Source organism: Sabulicella flocculans (assembly GCF_045449635.1).
Classification (GTDB): Bacteria; Pseudomonadota; Alphaproteobacteria; order Acetobacterales; family Acetobacteraceae; genus Roseococcus.
Genome location: NZ_JBJJBR010000003.1, coordinates 234,104 through 253,951 on the forward strand (window position 1 = coordinate 234,104; position 19,848 = coordinate 253,951).

General features: G+C 72.7%; 20 protein-coding genes. 10 read left to right on the top strand and 10 right to left on the bottom strand.

Translation table 11 applies throughout. The annotated features are described in order from the left end of the window. Position 1 precedes the first annotated feature (1 nt). The 9 genes from ACI6QG_RS05990 to ACI6QG_RS06030 form a co-directional block, all read right to left on the bottom strand. Complete coding sequence (locus tag ACI6QG_RS05990) at positions 2-862, bottom strand: branched-chain amino acid ABC transporter permease (protein WP_407023662.1); 861 nt, start codon at positions 860-862, stop codon at positions 2-4. 25 nt (positions 863-887) lie between these two features. After that, a complete protein-coding gene (locus ACI6QG_RS05995) occupies positions 888-2,075 on the bottom strand; it encodes an ABC transporter substrate-binding protein (protein ID WP_407023663.1) in 1,188 nt (395 codons plus the stop codon). A gap of 28 nt (positions 2,076-2,103) precedes the next feature. Beyond that, positions 2,104-2,382 carry a muconolactone Delta-isomerase gene (catC, locus tag ACI6QG_RS06000; protein ID WP_407023664.1) on the bottom strand — a complete coding sequence of 93 codons (279 nt, stop codon included), beginning with the start codon at positions 2,380-2,382 and terminating at the stop codon, positions 2,104-2,106. An 11-nt stretch (positions 2,383-2,393) separates the two neighbouring features. Beyond that, a complete protein-coding gene (locus tag ACI6QG_RS06005; RefSeq protein ID WP_407023665.1) occupies positions 2,394-3,551 on the bottom strand; it encodes a muconate/chloromuconate family cycloisomerase in 1,158 nt (385 codons plus the stop codon). 64 nt (positions 3,552-3,615) lie between these two features. Next, complete coding sequence (catA, locus tag ACI6QG_RS06010; protein WP_407023666.1) at positions 3,616-4,545, bottom strand: catechol 1,2-dioxygenase; 930 nt, start codon at positions 4,543-4,545, stop codon at positions 3,616-3,618. 30 nt (positions 4,546-4,575) lie between these two features. Then, positions 4,576-5,370 (bottom strand): 1,6-dihydroxycyclohexa-2,4-diene-1-carboxylate dehydrogenase, encoded by a 795-nt coding sequence (locus ACI6QG_RS06015; protein ID WP_407023667.1) that lies wholly within the window; start codon positions 5,368-5,370, stop codon positions 4,576-4,578. A gap of 1 nt (position 5,371) precedes the next feature. After that, positions 5,372-6,394: a benzoate 1,2-dioxygenase electron transfer component BenC gene (gene benC / locus ACI6QG_RS06020; RefSeq protein WP_407023668.1), complete on the bottom strand. Its 1,023-nt coding sequence runs from the start codon at positions 6,392-6,394 to the stop codon at positions 5,372-5,374. A gap of 13 nt (positions 6,395-6,407) precedes the next feature. After that, entirely contained in the window at positions 6,408-6,929 is a 522-nt protein-coding gene (gene benB / locus ACI6QG_RS06025) for a benzoate 1,2-dioxygenase small subunit (RefSeq protein ID WP_407023669.1), read from the bottom strand. 14 nt (positions 6,930-6,943) lie between these two features. Further along, complete coding sequence (locus ACI6QG_RS06030; protein ID WP_407023670.1) at positions 6,944-8,005, bottom strand: SRPBCC family protein; 1,062 nt, start codon at positions 8,003-8,005, stop codon at positions 6,944-6,946. 497 nt (positions 8,006-8,502) lie between these two features. Between ACI6QG_RS06030 and ACI6QG_RS06035 the strand changes: the two genes are divergently transcribed. The 3 genes from ACI6QG_RS06035 (at position 8,503) to mbfA (ending at position 11,398) form a co-directional block, all read left to right on the top strand. Then, on the top strand, positions 8,503-9,411 hold the full coding sequence (locus tag ACI6QG_RS06035; protein ID WP_407023671.1) for a LysR family transcriptional regulator: 909 nt from the start codon (positions 8,503-8,505) through the stop codon (positions 9,409-9,411). Between the two features lie 181 nt (positions 9,412-9,592). Beyond that, positions 9,593-10,273 (top strand): alpha/beta hydrolase, encoded by a 681-nt coding sequence (locus tag ACI6QG_RS06040; RefSeq protein WP_407023672.1) that lies wholly within the window; start codon positions 9,593-9,595, stop codon positions 10,271-10,273. A 147-nt stretch (positions 10,274-10,420) separates the two neighbouring features. Continuing rightward, positions 10,421-11,398, top strand: a complete 978-nt coding sequence (gene mbfA, locus ACI6QG_RS06045; RefSeq protein ID WP_407023673.1) for an iron exporter MbfA — start codon at positions 10,421-10,423, stop codon at positions 11,396-11,398. A 61-nt stretch (positions 11,399-11,459) separates the two neighbouring features. Here the strand turns inward: mbfA and ACI6QG_RS06050 are convergent, their stop codons facing one another. Beyond that, a complete protein-coding gene (locus ACI6QG_RS06050; protein ID WP_407023674.1) occupies positions 11,460-12,065 on the bottom strand; it encodes a helix-turn-helix domain-containing protein in 606 nt (201 codons plus the stop codon). Positions 12,066-12,196: 131 nt separating this feature from the next. Between ACI6QG_RS06050 and ACI6QG_RS06055 the strand changes: the two genes are divergently transcribed. The 7 genes from ACI6QG_RS06055 to ACI6QG_RS06085 are packed head-to-tail and all read left to right on the top strand — an operon-like array spanning position 12,197 to position 19,814. Further along, positions 12,197-13,825 carry a peptide ABC transporter substrate-binding protein gene (locus ACI6QG_RS06055; protein ID WP_407023675.1) on the top strand — a complete coding sequence of 543 codons (1,629 nt, stop codon included), beginning with the start codon at positions 12,197-12,199 and terminating at the stop codon, positions 13,823-13,825. 1 nt (position 13,826) lies between these two features. Then, positions 13,827-14,777: an ABC transporter permease gene (locus ACI6QG_RS06060; RefSeq protein ID WP_407023676.1), complete on the top strand. Its 951-nt coding sequence runs from the start codon at positions 13,827-13,829 to the stop codon at positions 14,775-14,777. After that, positions 14,774-15,625 (top strand): ABC transporter permease, encoded by an 852-nt coding sequence (locus ACI6QG_RS06065; RefSeq protein WP_407023677.1) that lies wholly within the window; start codon positions 14,774-14,776, stop codon positions 15,623-15,625. The genes ACI6QG_RS06060 and ACI6QG_RS06065 overlap by 4 nt, the downstream gene beginning before the upstream one ends. Then, on the top strand, positions 15,622-16,587 hold the full coding sequence (locus ACI6QG_RS06070; RefSeq protein WP_407023678.1) for an ABC transporter ATP-binding protein: 966 nt from the start codon (positions 15,622-15,624) through the stop codon (positions 16,585-16,587). Before ACI6QG_RS06065 ends, ACI6QG_RS06070 begins: the two co-directional genes overlap by 4 nt. After that, positions 16,584-17,588 (top strand): ABC transporter ATP-binding protein, encoded by a 1,005-nt coding sequence (locus ACI6QG_RS06075; RefSeq protein WP_407023679.1) that lies wholly within the window; start codon positions 16,584-16,586, stop codon positions 17,586-17,588. Before ACI6QG_RS06070 ends, ACI6QG_RS06075 begins: the two co-directional genes overlap by 4 nt. Continuing rightward, positions 17,572-18,897: an NAD(P)/FAD-dependent oxidoreductase gene (locus ACI6QG_RS06080; protein ID WP_407023680.1), complete on the top strand. Its 1,326-nt coding sequence runs from the start codon at positions 17,572-17,574 to the stop codon at positions 18,895-18,897. The genes ACI6QG_RS06075 and ACI6QG_RS06080 overlap by 17 nt, the downstream gene beginning before the upstream one ends. Continuing rightward, on the top strand, positions 18,897-19,814 hold the full coding sequence (locus ACI6QG_RS06085; protein WP_407023681.1) for a 2-hydroxyacid dehydrogenase: 918 nt from the start codon (positions 18,897-18,899) through the stop codon (positions 19,812-19,814). Before ACI6QG_RS06080 ends, ACI6QG_RS06085 begins: the two co-directional genes overlap by 1 nt. The last annotated feature ends 34 nt before the right edge of the window (positions 19,815-19,848 follow it).

Consider the following 19,848-nt stretch of genomic DNA (forward strand, 5'->3'; position numbering starts at 1 on the left):
GTCAGCTCCGCGCGAAGAGGCCGGTGGGGCGCCAGAGCAGCACCGCGGCCATGAGGACGTAGACGGCAAGCCCGGAGGCGAAGGGCAGGTAGGCCTTGGACAGGGTGTCCACCACGCCGATCAGCAGCGCGCCCCAGAAGGCCCCGGCGATGGAGCCCACGCCGCCCACCACCACCACCACGAAGCAGATGATGAGGAAGCCATGCCCCATGTTCGGGTAGACCGAGTGCAGCGGCGCGGCGAGCGCCCCGGCCAGCATCGCCAGCGCGGTGCCCACGGCGAAGACGACCATGTGGATGCGCCGCGCATCCAGGCCCAGCAGCTCCACCATCTCCGGCTTCTCGGCGGCGGCGCGGATGGCCGAGCCGATGCGCGTGCGCTCGATGGACAGGAACATCGCCGCCGCCACCGCCAGGCAGGCCAGCAGCACCGCGAGGCGGTAGGCGGAGTAGGAGAACTCGCCCACCATCGGCACCGCGACATCCAGCGCGGCGGGCACCGGCACGGAGTGGAAGTCGTTGCCCAGCAGCATGGAGCGCGCTTCCTCGAACAGCAGGATCAGCGCGAAGGTCAGCAGCACCTGGTCCAGGTGCTCGCGGTGGTAGAAGCGGCGGAACAGCCCGCGCTCCAGCAGCGCGCCCAGCGCCAGCCCCCCCAGGATGGCCGCGGGCAGGGCGAGCCAGAGCGAGCCCGTGCCGCCCACCACCACGAAGGCGATGTAGGCGCCGATCATGAACAGGCTGCCATGGGCGAGGTTGATCACCCCCATGACGCCGAAGATGAGGGTGAGGCCGCTGCTGATCAGGAACAGCAGCAGCCCGTATTGCAGCCCGTTGAGGAGCTGCGCGGCCAGGCCGGACATCGTCGTTCTCTCCCTTCGTCGCGCGTCAGGCGGCCGGCATGCGGCAGCCGGTGCCGGGGTCGGACAGGCGCTCGGCGGCGACGCCGATCACCATGTTCTGGCCGCCGCGCGCCTCGCGCAGGTAGATGTCCTGCACCGGGTTGTGCTGGGGCGAGAGGGTGAAGGTGCCGCGCGGGCTGTCGATGCGCGCGGCGCGCATCGCCGCCACCAGCGCGCGCTCGGCGGCGATGTCGCCGCGGGTGGCCTCCAGCCCGGCGGCCAGGAGCTGGCCGGCGTCATAGCCCTGCACGGCGTAGACGTCCGCCTCGCGGCCCGTGCGCTCGCGGAAGGCGCGGCGGAAGCCGATGTTGCGCTCGGTCTGGATGCCGTCGCCGTAGTGCAGCGCGGTGCGCACGCCCTCGGCGGCCGGGCCCTGGGCGGCCAGCGTGCCCTCGGTCAGGAAGCCCGAGCCGACCAGCGGCAGGCGGTCCTTCAGCCCGGCGGAGGCGTAGTCGCGCACGAACTGCACGGCGCCGCCGCCGGCGAAGAAGGCGCCCACCGCCTCGACGTTCAGGCCCGGCAGCTGCGCCAGGATCGGCTGGAAGTTGTTCTCCGGGAAGGGCAGCATCAGCTCGCGCACCAGCTCGGCGCCGCCGGAGCGCAGGCCCTCGCGGAAGCCCTCCGTCGCCTCCTTGCCGGCGGCGTAGTCCCAGGTGACCCAGGCGGCGCGGCGCACGCCGCGGTCGGCCAGCGACTTGCCGATGGCGAAGGCCGGCTGCCAGTTGGTGAAGGAGGTGCGGAACACGGTCGGCGCGCACAGCTCGCGCGTCGCCGCGGCGTTGCCGGCGTTGGGGATGATCAGCGGCACGCCGCGCTCGCGGCTGGCCTGCACCATCGCCATCACCACGCCGGAATGCACGGTGCCAACCAGCGCGCCCACGCGCTCGCGCGCCACCAGGCGGTTGACGTTCTGCACCGACTTCGCGGGGTCGGACTCGTCGTCCAGCCGCACCACCTGGATGGGCCGCCCGCCGAGGCGGCCGCCCTTCTCGGCCAGGAACATCTCGAAGGCGGCGGCGATGTTCTCGCCCAGCGAGGCGAAGGTGCCCGAGAAGGGCAGCATCAGCCCGATGCGCACCGGCGCGCCCTGCGCGAGGGCGGGCGCGGCCAGCAGCGCCGCGGGCGCCAGGGTGGAGGCGGCCAGCAGGCCGCGGCGGGAAGCGATGTTGTTCATGGACGTGTCCTCCGTTTTCTTGGTTGCGTCAGGCGATGGCGGACGGGTGCCGCGCGAGGGGGGTGACCGTGATCTCCATGAAGGGGAACAGCGGCAGGGTGGACAGGATGGCGTGCAGCGCATCGTGGTCCGGCACGTCGAAGATGCTGACGTTCGCGTAGGCCCCGGCGATGCGCCACAGGTGCACCCATTCGCCGCTGCGCTGCAGCTTCTCGGCGCGGGCCTTCTCCGTGGCCTTCAGCGCCTCGAAGGCGGCGGGCTCCATGTCGCGCGGCACGCGCACGTCCATCCTCACGTGGTAGAGCATCGGTCTTCTCCTCAGCGCCGCGCGAAGCGGTGCAGCTTGTCCTGGTCCAGCGTCACGCCCAGGCCGGGGCCGGCGGGCAGGTGGATGTGGAAGTCCTCGAAGCGCAGCGGCTCGGTCACCAGGTCCTCGACCAGGATCTGCGGTCCGAAGTGCTCGCAGCCCCATTCCAGGGCGCGCAGCCCGGCGAAGGCGTGCAGGTGCGCGGCGGCGCCGACCGAGCTTTCCAGCAGGCAGCCGCCATACAGGCCGATGCCCGCGGCCTCGGCGATGCCGGCCACGCGTTGCAGCGCCCGCAGCCCGCCATGCTTCACCAGCTTCAGCGAGACGACGTCGGCGGCGTCGCGTCGCGCCACCTCCAGCATGTCGGCCGCCGAGAACACGCATTCATCGGCCATCAGCGGCACGGCGGAACGCGCGCGCAGCGCGGCGAGGCCGGTGAGGTCCTCGGCCGGCACGGGCTGCTCGACCAGGGCCACGCCCATCTCCGCCATCTCGGCCAGGCAGCGCAGCGCCACCGGGCGGCCCCAGGCCTGGTTGGCGTCCACCACCAGGCGCGCGCGGCCTTCCAGCGCCGCGGCCAGGCGGCGCAGCCGGGCCATGTCGGCCGCGGGCTCCTGCGCGCCGACCTTGACCTTGAAGGTGTCGTGGAGGCGGCGCTCCAGCTTGCCCTGGGCTTCCTCGATCTCCTGCGCGGGGTCGCCGGAAGCCAGCGTCCACAGCACGGGCACGCGGTCGCGCACCACGCCGCCCAGCAGCGCGGCGGCCGGCACGCCCAGCGTCTTGCCCAGCGCGTCGAACAGGGCGGACTCGATGGCGCCCTTGGCGGCGTTGTTGCGCTTGGCCGCGGCGTCCAGGCGCGCGCCGGCCGCCTCGATGCGGTCGGCGGGCTGGCCCAGGATGGCCGGGGCCAGGTAGGCGTCGATGTTGGCCTTGATGGCCTCCACGCTTTCCTCGGCCCAGCGCGGGCCGCCCAGCGTCGCCGCCTCGCCGATGCCGGTGACGCCGTTCTCCAGCCGCAGCTCCACGATGACGTAGCCCTGCGCGGTGACGGCGGTGTTGGACAGCTTGTGGCGCCGCACCGTCGGCACGTCCACGATGGTCGTCCGCACCTCGCGGATGGCGAGGTCGGGGCGCAGGTCGGCCTGCACGGGGAACGTGCTGTCGGGCATCGGGAGGGTCCGTTCGGGTAGGGTGAAGGGGGCGGCGCGCGGTGCCGCGCGCCGCCGGGTGCCGTCAGCCGGCCGGGGCGTGGGCCCGGACGACCTCGGTCTTCGGGGCGGCGCCCTGCTCGGCGTGCATCACGAAGTCGAAGGTGATCTCCGCGTAGGGCGCGTTCAGGCCCTTCTCGTGCACCTTCGCCGCGTCGCTCACGCGGCGGACCTCGGGGATGAGGCCGTCGCGGGTGGCGAAGGCGAAGTCGTCATGCAGGTAGGCGTCGCCGTCGATGTTGATCTGCGTCGTCAGCTTGCGGAAGCCGGGCGCGGTGACGAAGAAGTGGATGTGGGCCGGGCGCCGGCCGTGGCGGCCGATCTTGTCCAGCAGCGCCTGGGTGGCGCCGTCCGGCGGGCAGGCGTAGCCGGCGGGCAGGATGGAGCGGAAGCGGTAGCGCCCCTCGGCGTCCGTCCGGATGCGGCGGCGCAGGTTGTACTTGGGCTGCGTGGGGTCGAAGAAGGAATAGCCGCCCATGGTGTTGGCGTGCCACACGTCCACGATGGCGTTGGCCACCGGGGCGCCGTCCATGTCGCGGACCTGGCCGTCCATGAACAGGACCTCGCCCTGCTCGCTGCCGTCGTCCAGCCGCGCCTCGCCGTCCGACAGGGGCGCGCCCTCGATCCACAGCGGGCCCTCGATGGTGCGCGGCGTGCCGCCCTCGATGCCGGCCTTGCGCTCGGCCTCGTCCAGCCGCAGGTCGAGGAAGGTCTCCAGCCCCAGGCCGGGCACGAGCAGCCCCACCTCGTTGGCCTGGCCCAGGCGGGTCAGGTAGCCCATCGCGGCCCAGAACTCGTCGGGCTGCACGTCGAACTCCTCGATGAGGCGGAACGCGCCGGACACGGCGCGGTGGATGATCCGCTTCAGCCGCACGTCGCCCTCGGCGTTGTTCAGGCCGCTCACCTTCATCAGGAGGTCCTTGACCTCCTTGGTCTCCATCAGGCTGTCGCTCACTTCACGCTCCTCCTCTCGGGATGGGGTTGCTCAGCCGAGGTCACCGCCCGCGACGGGCAGGGTGACGCCGGTGATGTATGAGGCCTCGTCCGAGGCCAGGAACAGGATGGCGGCCACCTGCTCGGCGATGGTGCCGTAGCGGCCCATGAGGCTGGAGGCCTTGGTCTGCGCCACCACCTCCGCCCACCAGGCGCCTTCCTGTTCCGTCTGCTGCGGCGCCTTGGCGTTGCGCGGGATGCGCCGCGGCGGCGCCTCCGTGCCGCCCGGCGCCACCGCGCAGACGCGGATGCCCGCCTGCGCGTATTCCCAGGCCAGCGAGGCGGTCAGCGCATTCACGCCGCCCTTGGCCGCCGCGTAGGGCACGCGGTTGATGCCGCGCGTGGCCACGGAGGACACGTTGACGATGACCCCGCCCTTGCCGTGCGCCAGCAGCGCCGGCAGCGCCGCGCGGCAGCACCACAGGGTGGGGAACAGCGAGCGGCGGATCTCCGCCTCGATCTCGGCCTCGCCGTACTCGGCGAAGGGCTTGGCCCAGATGGTGCCGCCGACGTTGTTCACCAGGACGTCCAGCCGCCCGAAGCGCGCGGTGGCGGCCTCCACCGCCGCGGTCGCGCCGGCGAAGCCCTCCAGGTCGGCGGTGACGGCCAGGGCCGCGGCGCCGGCCTCGGCGGCCACCTCGGCCACCAGCTCCGAGCGGTCCACCATCGCCACCTGCGCGCCCTCGCGGCACAGGCGCAGCGCGACCTCGCGGCCGATGCCCTGCGCGGCGCCGGTGACCAGCGCCACCTTGCCCTTGAAGCGCCCGCGGAAGCCTGGCTTCGCCATGTCAGGCGGCCTCCGCCTGGCCGGCGCCGCTGGGGGAGAACTTCTCGTGGAAGAAGTTGGCCGGGGTGACGCCCTCGCGCGACAGCCAGGCGCGCACGGCGTCCACCATCGGCGGCGGGCCGCAGAGGTAGACGTCCACCTCGCCGCCGTTCAGCTGCGCCGGCGCGACATGGGCGGTGACGTAGCCCTTGCGCGGGTGGGCGCTGCCCTCCGCCGCCACGCAGGTGGAGAAGGTGAAGCCTGGCATGGCGGCGGCCAGGCGCTCCAGCTCCTCCAGCCCCACCAGGTCGGCGTCGTTGGTGACGCCGTAGACCAGGTGCACCGGGTGCGCCGGCCCGCCGCCGGCCTGCAGCAGGCCCAGCATGGACAGGAACGGCGCCAGGCCGGTGCCGCCCGCCAGCATCAGGACCGGCCGCTGCAGCGGGCGCAGGTAGAAGCTGCCCGAGGGGCCGGTGAACTGCATCGCCGCCCCGGGCTGCGCCGCGCGCAGCCAGCCGCTCATCAGCCCGTTCGGGATGTCGCGCACCAGGAAGGACAGCCGCGCCGCGCCGGGGGCGGAGCTGAAGGAGTAGGAGCGGTGCTGCTCCGTGCCCGGCACGCGCAGGTTGACGTACTGCCCCGGCAGGAAGGACAGGCCGGGGGGCGCGGAGACGGAGAAGGCGATGCTGCTGTCCGACAGCCGCGTCACCTCCTCCAGCGTCGCCTCGAAGGCCTGCGCGCGGGTCTTGCACGCCGCCGAGGAGGCCGGGATGGCGACCACGAGGTCGGAGCGCGGCCGCATCTGGCAGGCCAGCGCGAAGCCCTGCGCGGCCTCCTCCTCGGTCAGCGCGTCCTCGATGTAGGAGCCGCCGTCGTAGTCGCCGGACTCGACGCGGCAGCGGCAGGTGCCGCAGGCGCCGTCGCGGCAGTCCAGCGGGATGTTGATGCCCAGCCGGTAGGAGGCGTCGGCGACCGTCTCGCCGGGCCGCGTCTCCACGAAGCGGGTGACGCCGTCCTCGAAGTTCAGGGCGATGCTGTGCGACATGTCCGCTGCGCCGTCAGATGTGGTAGACGTCGACGACGTGGTGGATGTAGTCGTTCTTCAGCACCACCTTCTTGCGGCGGATCAACGGCTCGGCGCCCGACACGTCCAGCGTGTAGAAGGACGTGCCGAAGTAGGTGTCCGTGGTCTTGTAGCGGAAGCTGAAGGTCACCCAGTTGAAGCGCAGCTTCACCAGCCCGCCCGCCTGCTCCAGGATCTCGACGTTGCTGATGTTGTGCGAGGTCCGCGGCTCCGGCAGGCTGGTGGCGCTGGAGCGCTCGGTGCGGATGCGGAACACCCGGTCCTCCAGCCCGCCGCGGTCGCCGTACCAGATCAGCGAGATCTCCGTGCTCGGGTCCTCCACCAGGCGGTCGTCGTCGTCCCAGGAGGGCATCCAGAACTCGGCGTCCGGGGCGTAGTGCGCCAGCCAGGCGTCCCAGTCCTTGTCGTCCAGGGCGCGGGCCTCGCGGTACAGGAAGCGCTCCGCGTCCTGGCGGGAGAAGCCGGCGCGCGCCGGGGCGTCCATCACGTCAGACATGCCTCGTCCCTCCCTCAGGCCTTGGTGTCGCTGGCCAGGGCGCGCTGCATCGCCTCCTGCCAGTACTTGTGCTGCACCACGAACAGGCCCTCGTCCTCCGTCTTCACGCCGCTCATCAGCGGGGCGAGGCCGATGGCCGCGGCGGCCTCGTCGGGGCCCTCGATCCAGTGCTTGGCGCCGCGGCACAGGTCGTTCCAGCGCGCCGCGCTGGCGGCCATGGAGAACTGGCAGGCGCGGAACTCCTCCAGGTCGTCGGGCGTGGCCATGCCGGAGGCGTTGAAGAAGTCCTCGTACTGCCGGATGCGCCGGGTGCGCGCCTCCGCGGGCTCGCCCTTCGGCGCGATGCAGTAGATCGTCACCTCGGTCTTATCCACGGCGATCGGCCGGAAGGTGCGGATCTGCGAGGAGAACTGGTCCATCAGGTACACGTTGGGGTACAGGCACAGGTTGCGGCTGCGCCCGACCATCCAGTCAGCGCGGGCCTGGCCGAACTGCGCCGCCAGCTCCTCGCGCCGCTCCCAGTTCGGGCGGTCCTCCGGGTTGGCCCAGGTGGTCCACAGCAGCAGGTGCCCGTGCTCGAAGGAGTAGAAGCCGCCGCCCTGCTTGCCCCAGCCGCCCGCGCTCATGGCGCGGACCTTGTCCTCGCGCTCGGCTTCCTTGCGGCGGCTGGTGGTGGCCGCGTAGTTCCAGTGCACGGCCGAGACGTGGTAGCCGTCGGCGCCGTTCTCCGTCTGCAGCTTCCAGTTGCCGTCGTAGACGTAGGTGGAGGAGCCGCGCAGCACCTCCAGCCCCTCGGGCGACTGGTCCACGATCAGGTCGATGATCTTGGCGGCCTCGCCCAGGTGCTCGACCAGCGGCTTCACGTCGGGGTTCAGGCTGCCGAACAGGAAGCCGCGGTAGGACTCGAAGCGCGCGACGGGCGTCAGGTCGTGGCTGCCGTCGGTGTTGAAGCTGTCCGGGTAGCCCGCGCCCTCGGGGTCCTTCACCTTGAGCAGCTTGCCGCCGTTGCTGAAGGTCCAGCCGTGGAACGGGCAGGTGTAGGTGGCCTTGTTGCCGCGCTTGTGCCGGCACAGCATGGCGCCGCGGTGGCTGCACGCGTTCAGGAAGGCGTTGAGCTTGCCCTGGCGGTTGCGCGATGATGATCGGCTGCCGGCCCATCCAGCCCGTCAGGTAGTCGTTCGGGTTGGGGATCTGGCTCTCGTGCGCCAGGTAGATCCAGTTGCCCTCGAAGATGTGCTTCATCTCGAGCTCGAAGACGGCCGGATCGGTGAAGATGTCGCGCGCCACGCGGAACACGCCGGCGGCGGCGTCGTCCTCGATGGCGGCGTCCACGGTGGCTTGGACGTTATCCAGCATGTCCGCTCTCCTGCGGGTGACGGGTCGGGGAAGGGGTGCGATGGGCCGGCAGGGGCGCCTGGCCCGCGATGGGGCGCGGCTGCCGGGCGGGCGCCGCACCGCGGTTCATTCCGCTTGGTGTGTGAACCATTGGTTTCCTCCGTTGCCCGGAGATCATCGTTTCTTTGCACCTGCGTCCAAGACTAAATAGGTCAGGTCCATACCCTCGGGGTATCGCATGGAGCTGCGTCAGCTGCGCTACTTCGTCACCGTGGCGAGGGAGCGGAACTTCACCCGCGCGGCGGCGGTGCTGCGCATCGCGCAGCCGCCGCTGAGCCGCGCCGTGCAGCTGCTGGAGGAGCAGCTGGGCCTGGTGCTGCTGGACCGCACCAGCCGGCCGCTGGCGCTGACCGACGCCGGGCGCGTGATCTTCGAGCAGGCGGTGCAGCTGCTGGACCGGCTGGAGGAGGTGCATGCCGTCGCGCGCCGGCTGCGCCAGGCCGAGGTGCCGCGGCTGGGCATCGGCTTCGTGCCCTCCACCCTCTACGGCTACCTGCCCGAGGTGCTGCGCCGCTACCGCGCGGCGCGCCCGGCGGTGGAGCTGACCCTGCTGGAGATGACCACGCTGGAGCAGGTGGCGGCGCTGAAGGAAGGGCGCATCGACGTGGGCTTCGGCCGCGTGCTGTTCAACGACGCGGGCGTGGACCGCACGACCCTGCGCGTGGAGCGCCTGCGCGTGGCGATGCCCATGCGCCACCGCCTGGCCTCACGCACCGGCGAGCTGTCCCTGCGCGAGCTGGAGGACGAGGTGGTGATCGTCTTCCCCAAGGCGCCGCGCCCGAGCTACGCCGACCAGGTGCTGGCCCTGCTGCGCGACCACGGCGCCAAGCCGCGCGCCACGCTGGAGGTGCGCGAGCTGCAGACCGCGCTGGGCCTGGTGGCGGCGGAAACCGGGGTCTGCGTCGTGCCGGCCTCCGTCGAGCGGCTGCGGCGCGACAACGTGGTGTACCGCCCGCTGGCGGAAACCGATGCCGTGACCCGCGTCATCATGAGCGTGCGCAAGGGCGACCGCTCGCCGGAGTTCGCGCTGATCCTGCGCATCGTGAAGGAGATCTACCGCAAGGAAGGGCTGGAGTTCGGGGAGTGAGCGCCCCCCCTCTCGCCCCGGTCCGGGCCGGAGGCGCGCAGGAGCGGCGCGCTGCCGGCCACGGCGCGGGGAAACGGCTTTGCACGCCGCGCCACCAGCGCGCCGCTGGCGGCGTTGATCCCGCGCCCGGTGCCGTCGCCCCTGCGGGGAAAGCGACGGCCCCGCGCGCGGCCGGAGGGAGATGCGGAAGATGCCCCAGGTGACGGAAGCAACCGGCCCCCATTCCGGCCAGCCCATCGCCACGGCGGGGCCGCCGCCGCGCGAGGCCGCGGCGGCGCTGGTCCTGCTGCATGGCCGCGGCGGCGACGCGGACGGGATGCTGGAGCTGGCGCGGGCGGTGGCGCCGCCGACCTTCGCCTGCCTGGCGCCGCAGGCCGCCGGCCACACCTGGTATCCGCTCCGCTTCACCGAGCCGGTCGCGCGCAACGAGCCGCACCTGTCATCGGCGCTGTCGGTGCTCCATGCGCTGCTGGAGCAGATGATGGCGGAGGGCGTGCCGGCCGGGCGCATCGCGCTGCTCGGCTTCTCGCAGGGTGCCTGCCTGGGGCTGGAATTCGCCCGGCGGCGCGGGCAGCGCCTCGGCGCCGTGCTCGGGCTGAGCGGCGGGCTGATCGGCGAGGCGGTCGCCCCCGCCGCCGGGCCGCCGGTCCTCGCGGGCATGCCCGTGCTGCTCGGCTGCAGCGAGCGCGACCCGCACATCCCGCTGCCGCGCGTGCAGGAGACGGCGGCGGTGATGCGGGCGCTCGGCGCCGAGGTGGTGACGCGCATCCATCCCGGTGCCGGCCACGGCGTCACCGGGGACGAGGTGGCGCTCGCGCGCGGCATCCTCGCCCGCGTGGCGGGCGCCGCGCCACCTGCCTGACGCGGCGGCGGGCCGGACGGCAGAGAACCCATCGCACCGGCGGCGGGCAGGCGTTCAGCCCCCGCCCGGAACGCGTTACCCTGCGCCGGCACGCCGTCCGCGCCGCGCGTGGCCGGCCTGCGGATGCGACGGAGGACAGGAGGCGCGATGCTCGGGTTTCTCGGTGGCCGCAGGCCGTTTTCCCGCCTGACGGAGAAGGAGGTGCTGGCGCTGGCGATCTCGTCCGAGGAGGATGACGCGCGCATCTACGCCACCTATGCCGACCGCCTGCGCAAGGACTACCCGGCGACCGCCGCGATGTTCGAGGAGATGGTGGAGGAGGAGGACGGCCACCGGCGCGCGCTGATCGCCGCGTTCGAGCGGCGCTTCGGCAGCACCATCCCGCTGATCCGGCGTGAGCATGTGGCCGGCTACTACGCGCGCCGCCCGGTCTGGCTGGTGGAGAACCTGGGCCTGGAGCGGATCCGCGAGGAAGCCGCCCGGATGGAGTCGGACAGCCGCCGCTTCTACGAGGCGGCGGCGTCGCGGGCGACCGATCCCGCCACGCGGCGGCTGCTCGGCGACCTCGCGGCGAAGGAGCGGGGCCACATGAACCGCGTGACGGCCGCCGAGGCGACCCACCTGACGCCCGGTGCGCGGGCGGGGGAGGACGAGCAGTCCAGGCGGCAGACCATCCTGACCTGGATCCAGCCGGGGCTGGCAGGTCTGATGGATGGCTCGGTGTCCACGCTGGCGCCGATCTTCGCCACCGCCTTCGCCACGCAGGATCCCTGGACGACCTTCCTGGTCGGCCTCGCCGCCTCGGTCGGCGCGGGCATCTCCATGGGCTTCACCGAGGCGGCGCACGATGACGGCGTGATCTCCGGCCGCGGCGCGCCGTGGAAGCGGGGGCTGGCGTCCGGCGTCATGACCACGGTGGGCGGGCTCGGCCACGCGCTGCCCTACCTGATCCCGCATTTCTGGACCGCGACGACGGTCGCCTTCGCGGTGGTGTTCGTCGAGCTCTGGGCCATCGCCTGGATCCAGAACCGCTTCATGGAGACGCCGTTCCTGCGCGCGGTCACGCAGGTCGTGGTCGGCGGTGCGCTGGTGCTCGCGGCCGGCATCCTGATCGGCGGCGGGTGAGGCGCGGGGGCGGCAACGCGGGCGGCGCGTGCGCCCGGGGCATGGCGGCGGGGCGGGTGGGCTAAGGCGCCGCGCCGCGCGTCGTCACCCAGATCACCCGCGCCACCTCCTCGCCCGGATTGTCGAACATGTGCGGCACGGAGGAAGGGAAGCGGAAGCTGTCGCCGGCCTCCAGCAGCTCGACGGCGCCGTCCAGCACCAGGCGCAGCCGGCCGGACAGCAGGTAGCCGGCCTTCTCGCCCTCATGCTGCATGAAGTCGCTGCCCGAGGCGCCGCCGGGGTTCAGCGCCAGCTCGTACATCTCCAGCAGGCCCTTGCCGGGGGGCAGCAGCGCCTCCTTCAGCACGCCGCTGCGCGTCAGCCGCAGCAGGCGCCGCGCGCCGCGGCGGACCACGTAGCGTTGCGCCGCCTCCTCCCGCGCCTCGAAGAAGTAGGAGACGGGCACGTCGAGCGCGAGGCCCAGCAGGCGCAGGGTGCGCAGGGACGGGGTTGCGCGGCCGCGCTCCAGCAGGCTCACCATGGCCTGGGACAGCTGCGCCTTCTCCGCCAGCGCGCCGATGGTCAGCCCGGCGCGGCGGCGCAGCAGGCGCAGCGCCTCGCCCAGCCGGCGGTCATCCTCGCCGCATTCCGGGCTATCCAGCGCCGGGCCTTGTGGCGCAGCATCCATTCCCTGTTCCCTGTCTCGCCGTGCCACGCCTGTATGGCGCGCCGCCAATGCGTAATCCAGTTAAACTTCCTTGCATTGATGCGGGGTGTAGTTAACACTCGCGGCAAGCGAGCGCATCGAAGGGGGCAAGCATGAACCATTTCCGCACCGATCGCCGTGCCGTGCTGGGGCTGGGCACCGCCGCCCTCCTGCCGCAGGCCGCCGTGGCCCAGCCCCGCCCGCCGGCGCGCCCGCGCGGGCAGGTGGTGGTCGGCCTCTCGCAGGAACCCACGGTCTTCAACCCGCTGATGCCGGGCATCGAGGTGGACCAGGGCGTCTGGTGGAACCTGTTCTCCCCGCTGTGGTTCACCGACCCGGAAGGCAAGCTGGTGCCCGACCTGGCGCGCGAGGTGCCGAGCCTGGAGAATGGCGGCATCTCCGCCGACGGCCTCACCTGGAAGGTCAGGCTGCGCACGGGCGTCACCTGGCACGACGGCACGCCCTTCACGGCCGAGGACGTGAAGTTCACGCTCGACCTCATCAACAACGCGTCCTTCCGCGCGCGCTCGCGCGTCGGCCACCAGCTGGTGCGCGACATCCAGGTGACGGCGCCGGACGAGCTGACCTGGCGGATGGAGACGGCCTACGCGCCCTACCTGTCCATCCTGTCGCTGACCTTCATGGTGCCCCGGCACGCCTTCGCCGGGGTGGACCCGAACACGGCACCCTTCAACACCGCACCCATCGGCACCGGGCCGTTCCGCTGGGGCAGCCGCCAGCCGGGCGACAACATCACGCTGACGGCCAGCCCCGCCTACCATGGCGGCGGCCCGTTCGTGGAACGGGTGGTGTTCAAGTACATCCCCGACCTGACGGTGCTCTACACCCAGTTCCGCACCGGGCAGGTGGACCACACGAGCATCCAGGGCATCTCGCCGCCCTTCGTGCGGGAGGCGCGGACGCTGCGCGGGCGCGTCATCCACGTGAACCCGTCGCCCTCCATCGAGCACATCGCGCCGAACCTGGAATTCGGCCCGCTGGCGGACAAGGCGGTGCGCCAGGCGCTGTACATGGCGATGAACCGGCGGGCGCTGATCGACGCCATCTACTACGGCCTGCCGACGCCCACGGAATCCTTCCTGCCGCGCCAGTCCTGGGCCTACAACCCGGAGCTGCCGGCGCACCGGCACGACCCGGCGGCCGCGAACGCCCTGCTGGACCAGGCGGGCTGGCGCCGCGGCGCCGGCGGCGTGCGCGAGAAGGACGGCGTGAAGCTGGAGTTCACCAACAGCACCACGTCAGGAAACCCGGTGCGCGAGCAGGCGCAGCAGCTGCTGATGCAGGACTGGCGCGCCATCGGCGCCACCATGCGCGTGCAGAACATGCCCGCCGCCGTGATCTGGGGGGAATTCTGGCAACAGTCGCGCTTCCAGTCCGTCATGGTCGGCGTCAACTTCACCCAGGGCGCCGACCCGGACGTGACGCCGCGCTTCCATTCCTCCGCCATCGGGGCCAAGGGCGGGCGCGGCCAGAACAACTACCAGTTCCAGAACGCCGAGGTGGACCGGCTGCTGCTGCTGGGCGCCACCCAGTTCGACCAGGCGCAGCGCCGCGCCACCATGCAGCGCATCCAGGCCATCCTGCGCGAGGAGCTGGCGATCCTGCCGATGTTCCAGCGCGCCGACGCGGAAGGCGTGAAGGAGGGGCTGCACGGCTACCGCCCCAACCTCAACTGCTCCTCGAACTGCTGGAACATCCGCGAATGGTTCTGGGCCCAGTGAGGTGAGCGGCTTCCTCGCCCGCCGCCTCGGGCAGTCGCTGGTGCTGCTGGTGCTAGTCTCCATGGTGGGCTTCGCCATCCTGCACCTGGCGCCCGGCGGGCCGCTGTCGCAATTCGCCTCCGGCACCGACATGACGCAGGAGGACCTGGACCGCATCGCCGAGCAGCTGGGGCTGAACCGCCCGCTGCCGGTGCAGTACGGCGAATGGTTCTGGCGGATGCTGGGGGGCGACTGGGGCCGCTCCTTCCGCGATGGCGAGCCGGTGCTGCACGTCATCGGCGCGCACCTGCCGGCCACCTTGCAGCTGATGGTGACGGCGACGCTGCTGGCCATCCTGCTGGGCGTCGGCATCGGCACGCTGGGCGCGGTGCGCCGGCATTCGGCCTTCGACACGCTGGCCACCGTGGGCGCCATGGTCGCGCTGTCCATCCCTACCTTCTGGTTCGGGCTGATGGCCATCTACCTGTTCTCCGTCTGGCTGGGCTGGCTGCCCTCCGGCAACCGCTCCACCCCCGGCGACGGCTCCTGGCCGGACCTGCTGCGCCACCTCATCCTGCCCGCGCTGGTGCTGGCGCTGGTCGAGACGGCGATCTGGAGCCGCTACATGCGCTCCTCCATGCTCGACGTGGTGAACCAGGACTACATCCGCACCGCCCGCGCCAAGGGCGTGCCGGAAGGGCGCATCCTGCTGCGCCACGCCTTCCGCAACGCCGCCCTGCCGATGATCACCGTGCTGGGTCTGCAGCTTCCCACCCTGCTGGGCGGCGCGCTGGTGACCGAGACGGTGTTCACTTGGCCCGGCATGGGCCGGCTGTTCCTCGATTCCATCTCCTACCGCGACTACCCGGTGGTGATGGGCATCCTGATGTTCAGCGCCGTGCTGGTGCTGCTGGGCTCCCTGCTGGCGGACCTGCTGCACGCCATCGCCGACCCGCGGATCCGGCTGGGATGAGCGCGACCCTGGCCGCCCCCGCCCTGCACCGCTTCGCGCAGCACCGCCTCGCCGCCTTCGGCGCCGCGACGGTCATCGTGCTGACGCTGGGCTGCTTCCTCGGCCCCTTCCTGCTGCCCTTCGACGACACGACCATCGACGTGATGAACCGCTTCGCCGGCCCGTTCTCCGGCCCGCACCTGCTGGGCACCGACGAGCTGGGGCGCGACATGCTGGCGCGGCTGATGATGGGCGGGCGCGTCTCGCTCATCGTCGGCTTCACCGCCATGGCCATCGGCATGGCGGTGGGCATCCTGGTCGGCGCCGTCGCCGGCTTCCATGGCGGCTGGCTGGGCGCGGCGCTGATGCGCCTGGTGGACGCGGTGCTGTGCTTCCCCACCATCTTCCTGCTGCTGGCGCTGGCCGCGCTGGTGCAGCCCGGCCTGCTCTCCATCATCATCCTGATCGCCGCGACGTCCTGGATGGACGTGGCGCGCATCGTCGAGGGGCAGGTGAAGTCCCTGCGCGAGCGCGACTTCGCGGTGGCGGCCCAGGTGCTCGGCGCCTCCGACGCGCGCATCATCATCCACGAACTGGTGCCGAACGCCGTGGCGCCGATCGTGGTGGCGGCGACGCTGACGGTGGCGCGCGCCATCCTGCTGGAAAGCTACGTCTCCTTTCTCGGCTACGGCATCCAGCCGCCGGTGCCCTCCTGGGGGAACATGCTCAACAACGCGCAGATCTACCTCACCTCCGCGCCCTGGCTGGCCATCCTGCCGGGGCTGGCCATCACGCTGGCCGTCACCTCCTTCAACTTCCTGGGCGATGGGCTGCGCGACGCGCTGGACCCGCGGATGCGCGGGCGATGATCCTCGACGTGCGCGGCCTGTCGGTGCGCTTCGGCGCGGTGCCGGCAGTGAACGACCTGTCCTTCACCCTGGCGCGCGGCGAGACGCTGGCGGTGGTGGGCGAGAGCGGTTCCGGCAAGTCCGTCACCAGCCTCGCGCTGATGCGCCTGCTGCCGCGCGGCACCGCGGTGACGGGCAGCGCCCTGCTGGACGGGCAGGACCTGCTGGCGCTGCCGGAGGCCGAGATGCGGCGCCTGCGCGGCGGCGCCATCGCGATGGTGTTCCAGGAGCCGATGACCTCGCTCAACCCCACCACCGCGGTCGGGGCGCAGGTGGCGGAGGCGGTGCGGCTGCACCGCGGCATGGACGCCCCTGCGGCGCGGGAGGAGGCGGCGCGGCTGCTCGATCTCGTTGGCATCCCCGCCGCGCGGCAGCGGCTGGACGACTACCCGCACCACCTTTCCGGCGGCATGCGCCAGCGGGTGATGATCGCCATGGCGCTGGCCGGCGACCCGCAGGTGCTCATCGCCGACGAGCCGACCACGGCGCTGGACGTCACCATCCAGGCGCAGATCCTCGACCTGCTGAAGCGCCTGCAGCAGAGCACCGGCATGGCGATGGTCTTCATCACCCACAACCTGGGCGTGGTGGCCGAGGTCGCGGACCGCGTGCTGGTGATGTGTGGCGGCCGCGCGGTGGAGCAGGCGCCGCTGCGCCCGTTGTTCCGCCAGCCGCTGATGCCCTACACCGCCGGGCTGCTGCGCTCGGTGCCGCGGATGGAGCTGGCCGGGCAGCGCCGCGGCCCGCTGCCCGCCATCCCCGGCAACGTGCCGGACCCGCGCGCCATGCCACCCGGCTGCGTCTTCCACCCGCGCTGCGCCCACCACCAGCCCGGCCGCTGCGACGCGCAGGCCCCCGTGCTGGAACCGGCCGGCGAGGCACGCGCCGTGCGCTGCCTGCGCTGGAAGGAGCTGGCGGCATGACGCCGCTGGTCGAGCTGCGCGACCTCCGCAAGTGGTTCCCGGTCGGCGGCGGCCTGTTCCGCGCGCCGCGCCAGGTGAAGGCGATCGACGGAGTCAGCCTCGACATCCATCGCGGCGAGATCCTGTCCTTGGTGGGGGAAAGCGGCTCGGGCAAGACCACGGTGGGGCGCGCCATCCTGCGCCTGCTGGAGCCCACCGGCGGCACCATCCGCTTCGACGGCCAGGACATCACCCGGCGGGACCGCGCCGCGCTGCGGCCGCTGCGCCGGCGGATGCAGCTGGTGTTCCAGGACCCCTTCGCCTCGCTCAACCCGCGCCACACGGTGGAGCGCATCGTCGCCGCGCCCCTCGCCATCCAGGGCGAACCTGGCGGGCGCGAGCGGGTGATGGAGGCGCTGGAGATGGTGGGCCTGCAGCGCCACCACGCCGCGCGCTATCCGCATGAGCTTTCCGGCGGGCAGCGCCAGCGCGTCGGCATCGCCCGCGCGTTGATCCTGCGCCCTCAGTTGCTGGTGGCCGACGAGCCGGTGAGCGCGCTGGACGTCTCCATCCAGGCCCAGGTGGTGAACCTGCTGCTGGAGCTGAAAGAACGGCTGGGCCTCACCATCCTGTTCATCTCGCATGACCTTTCGGTGGTCGGGCACATCAGCGACCGCATCGCCGTGATGTACCTGGGCCGGCTGGTGGAGGTGGCCCAGACGCGCGACCTGTTCCGCACCCCGCGCCACCCCTACACCGAGGCGCTGCTCTCCGCCGCGCCGGACCCCGACCCGGATGCGCGCCGCCGCCGCATCATCCTGCAGGGCGACATCCCCAGCCCGCTGGACCCGCCGCCCGGCTGCGCCTTCGCCGGGCGCTGCCGCTTCGCGCTGGATGCCTGCCGCGCCGCGCCGCCGCCGCTGCGGCAGGTGGCGCCCGGCCACCTCTCGGCCTGCATCCGCGACGACCTCACCCTGCAATCCCCGCTCGACGAAGGAGCCGCCCATGTCCCCGCCGGTTGACCGCATCCCCAGCGACGAGCGCCTGCCCGAGGCGGCGGATGTCGTCATCATCGGCGGCGGCATCATCGGCGTCTCGGCGGCGCTGCACCTGGCGCGGCAGGGCCGCTCCGTCGCGCTGCTGGAGAAGGGGCATGTCGGCGCCGAGCAATCCTCGCGCAACTGGGGCTGGTGCCGCGTGCAGGGCCGCGACCCGCAGGAGATCCCGCTCGCCCAGGCCAGCCTGCGCCTGTGGGGCGACATGAACGAGGTGATCGGCGCCGAGGCCGGCTTCCGCCGCACCGGCATCATCCGCGCCACCAGGGACCCGGCGCAGATGGCCGAGTGGGAGGGCTGGGCCGACGAGGCGCAGGGCATGCAGCAGCACACGCGCGTCCTGTCCGCCGCCGAGGTGAAGGAGCTGCTGCCCGGCAACGCGGAAGCCTTCATCGGCGGGCTGCACACCCCCACCGATGGCCGCGCCGAGCCCGCCATGGCCGCCCCCGCCATCGCCGCCGGCGCGCGGCGCATGGGCAACGTCTCCATCCACCAGGACTGCGCCGCGCGCGGGCTGGAGACCACCGGCGGGCGCGTCAGCGCCGTGGTGACGGAGAAGGGGCGCATCCGCGCCGACGCGGTGATCCTGAGCGGCGGCGCCTGGTCCTCGCTGTTCCTCAAGCGCCACGGGGTGAAGCTGCCGGCGGCGGTGGTGAACGCCACGGCCTTCCGCACCGTGCCGGGGCCGGAGATCACCGAGGGCAACCTGGCCACCAAGGCCTATTGCGTGCGCCGCCGGCTGGATGGCGGCTACACCGTGGCGCTGAGCGGCGTCGGCACGCTGGAGCTGACGCCCGACAACCTGCTGAACGCCCGCGCCTTCTGGCCCATGTACCTCAAGCGGCGCGAGAACCTGCGCTTCCGCGTGGGCGGCCGCTTCCTCCAGGGCATGAAGGGCGCCTCCTGGGCGATGGACGCCCCCAGCCCCTTCGAGGCCGAGCGCGTGCGCGACCCCGCGCCCGACCCCGCGCTGGTGGAGCGCGCCCTGTCCGCCCTGCGCGCCGCCTATCCGGGCCAGCGCATCGAGGTGGCGGAGGCCTGGGGCGGCGCCATCGATTCCACGCCCGACGCGGTGCCCGTCATCTCCCCCTGCGAGGGGCTGCCCGGCGTGGTGCTGGCCACCGGCTTCAGCGGGCATGGCTTCGGCATCGGCCCCGCCGCCGGCACGCTGGCCGCCAACCTCGCCACCGGTGAGGCGCCCATCGTGGACCCCGCGCCCTTCCGCCACGCGCGCTTCCTCTCGGGCGAGCCCATCCGTCCCTCGCGCTCGCTCTGATGAGCTTCGTCTACAAGGCCGACCCGGCGCGCGGCCTGATCTGGCAGCGCGCCTTCGCCGAGCGCCGCCCCGACCTCCCCTTCCACCTGTGGCCCGAGACGGGGGACCCGGCGAAGGTGCGCTTCCTGTGCGCCTGGATGCCGCCGGAGGACATCCCCGGCACCTTCCCCAACCTGGAGATCCTGTTCTCCGTCGGCGCGGGGGTGGACCAGCTGCCGCTCGACAGCCTGCCGCCCGGCCTGCCGGTGGTGCGGATGATCGAGGACGGGCTGACCCAGGGCATGGTGGAATACTGCCTCGCCGCCGTGCTGGCCCTGCACCGCGACCTGCCGCTGTATCGCCAGCGCCAGGCCGCCGGGCTGTGGCAGCCCGAGCCGGTGCGCCTGGCGCGTGGGCGCAGCGTGGGGGTGATGGGGCTGGGCGTGCTGGGCCAGGCGGTGCTGGCGGCGCTGCGGCCCCTGGGCTTCCGGCTGCATGGCTGGAACCGCTCCCCGCGCGCCATCGAGGGCGTGACGGTGCATCGGCGGCTGGACGACATGCTGCCCGAGGTGGAGATCCTCGTCTGCCTGTTGCCGCTGACGGAGGCGACGCGCGGCATCCTGGACGCGCGCCTGCTGGCCCGGCTGCCACCGGGCGCGTGCCTGGTGAACACCGGGCGCGGCGGGCACCTGGTGGAGGCGGACCTGCTGGCGGCGCTGGACAGCGGCCACCTCGCCGCCGCGGTGCTGGACGTGGCGGAACCGGAGCCGCTGCCCCCCGGCCACCCGTTCTGGACGCATCCGCGCATCTGGCTGACGCCCCACATCGCCAGCATGACCCAGCCGGAGACGGCGGTGGAGGCCGTCCTCGCCAACCTGGAGCGCCATGCCAGGGGCGAGGCGCTGCTGGGGCTGGTGGAGCGCGGCCGCGGCTACTGACGCGCCGCTGGCCGGCCCCCTCGCGCGGCCCGGC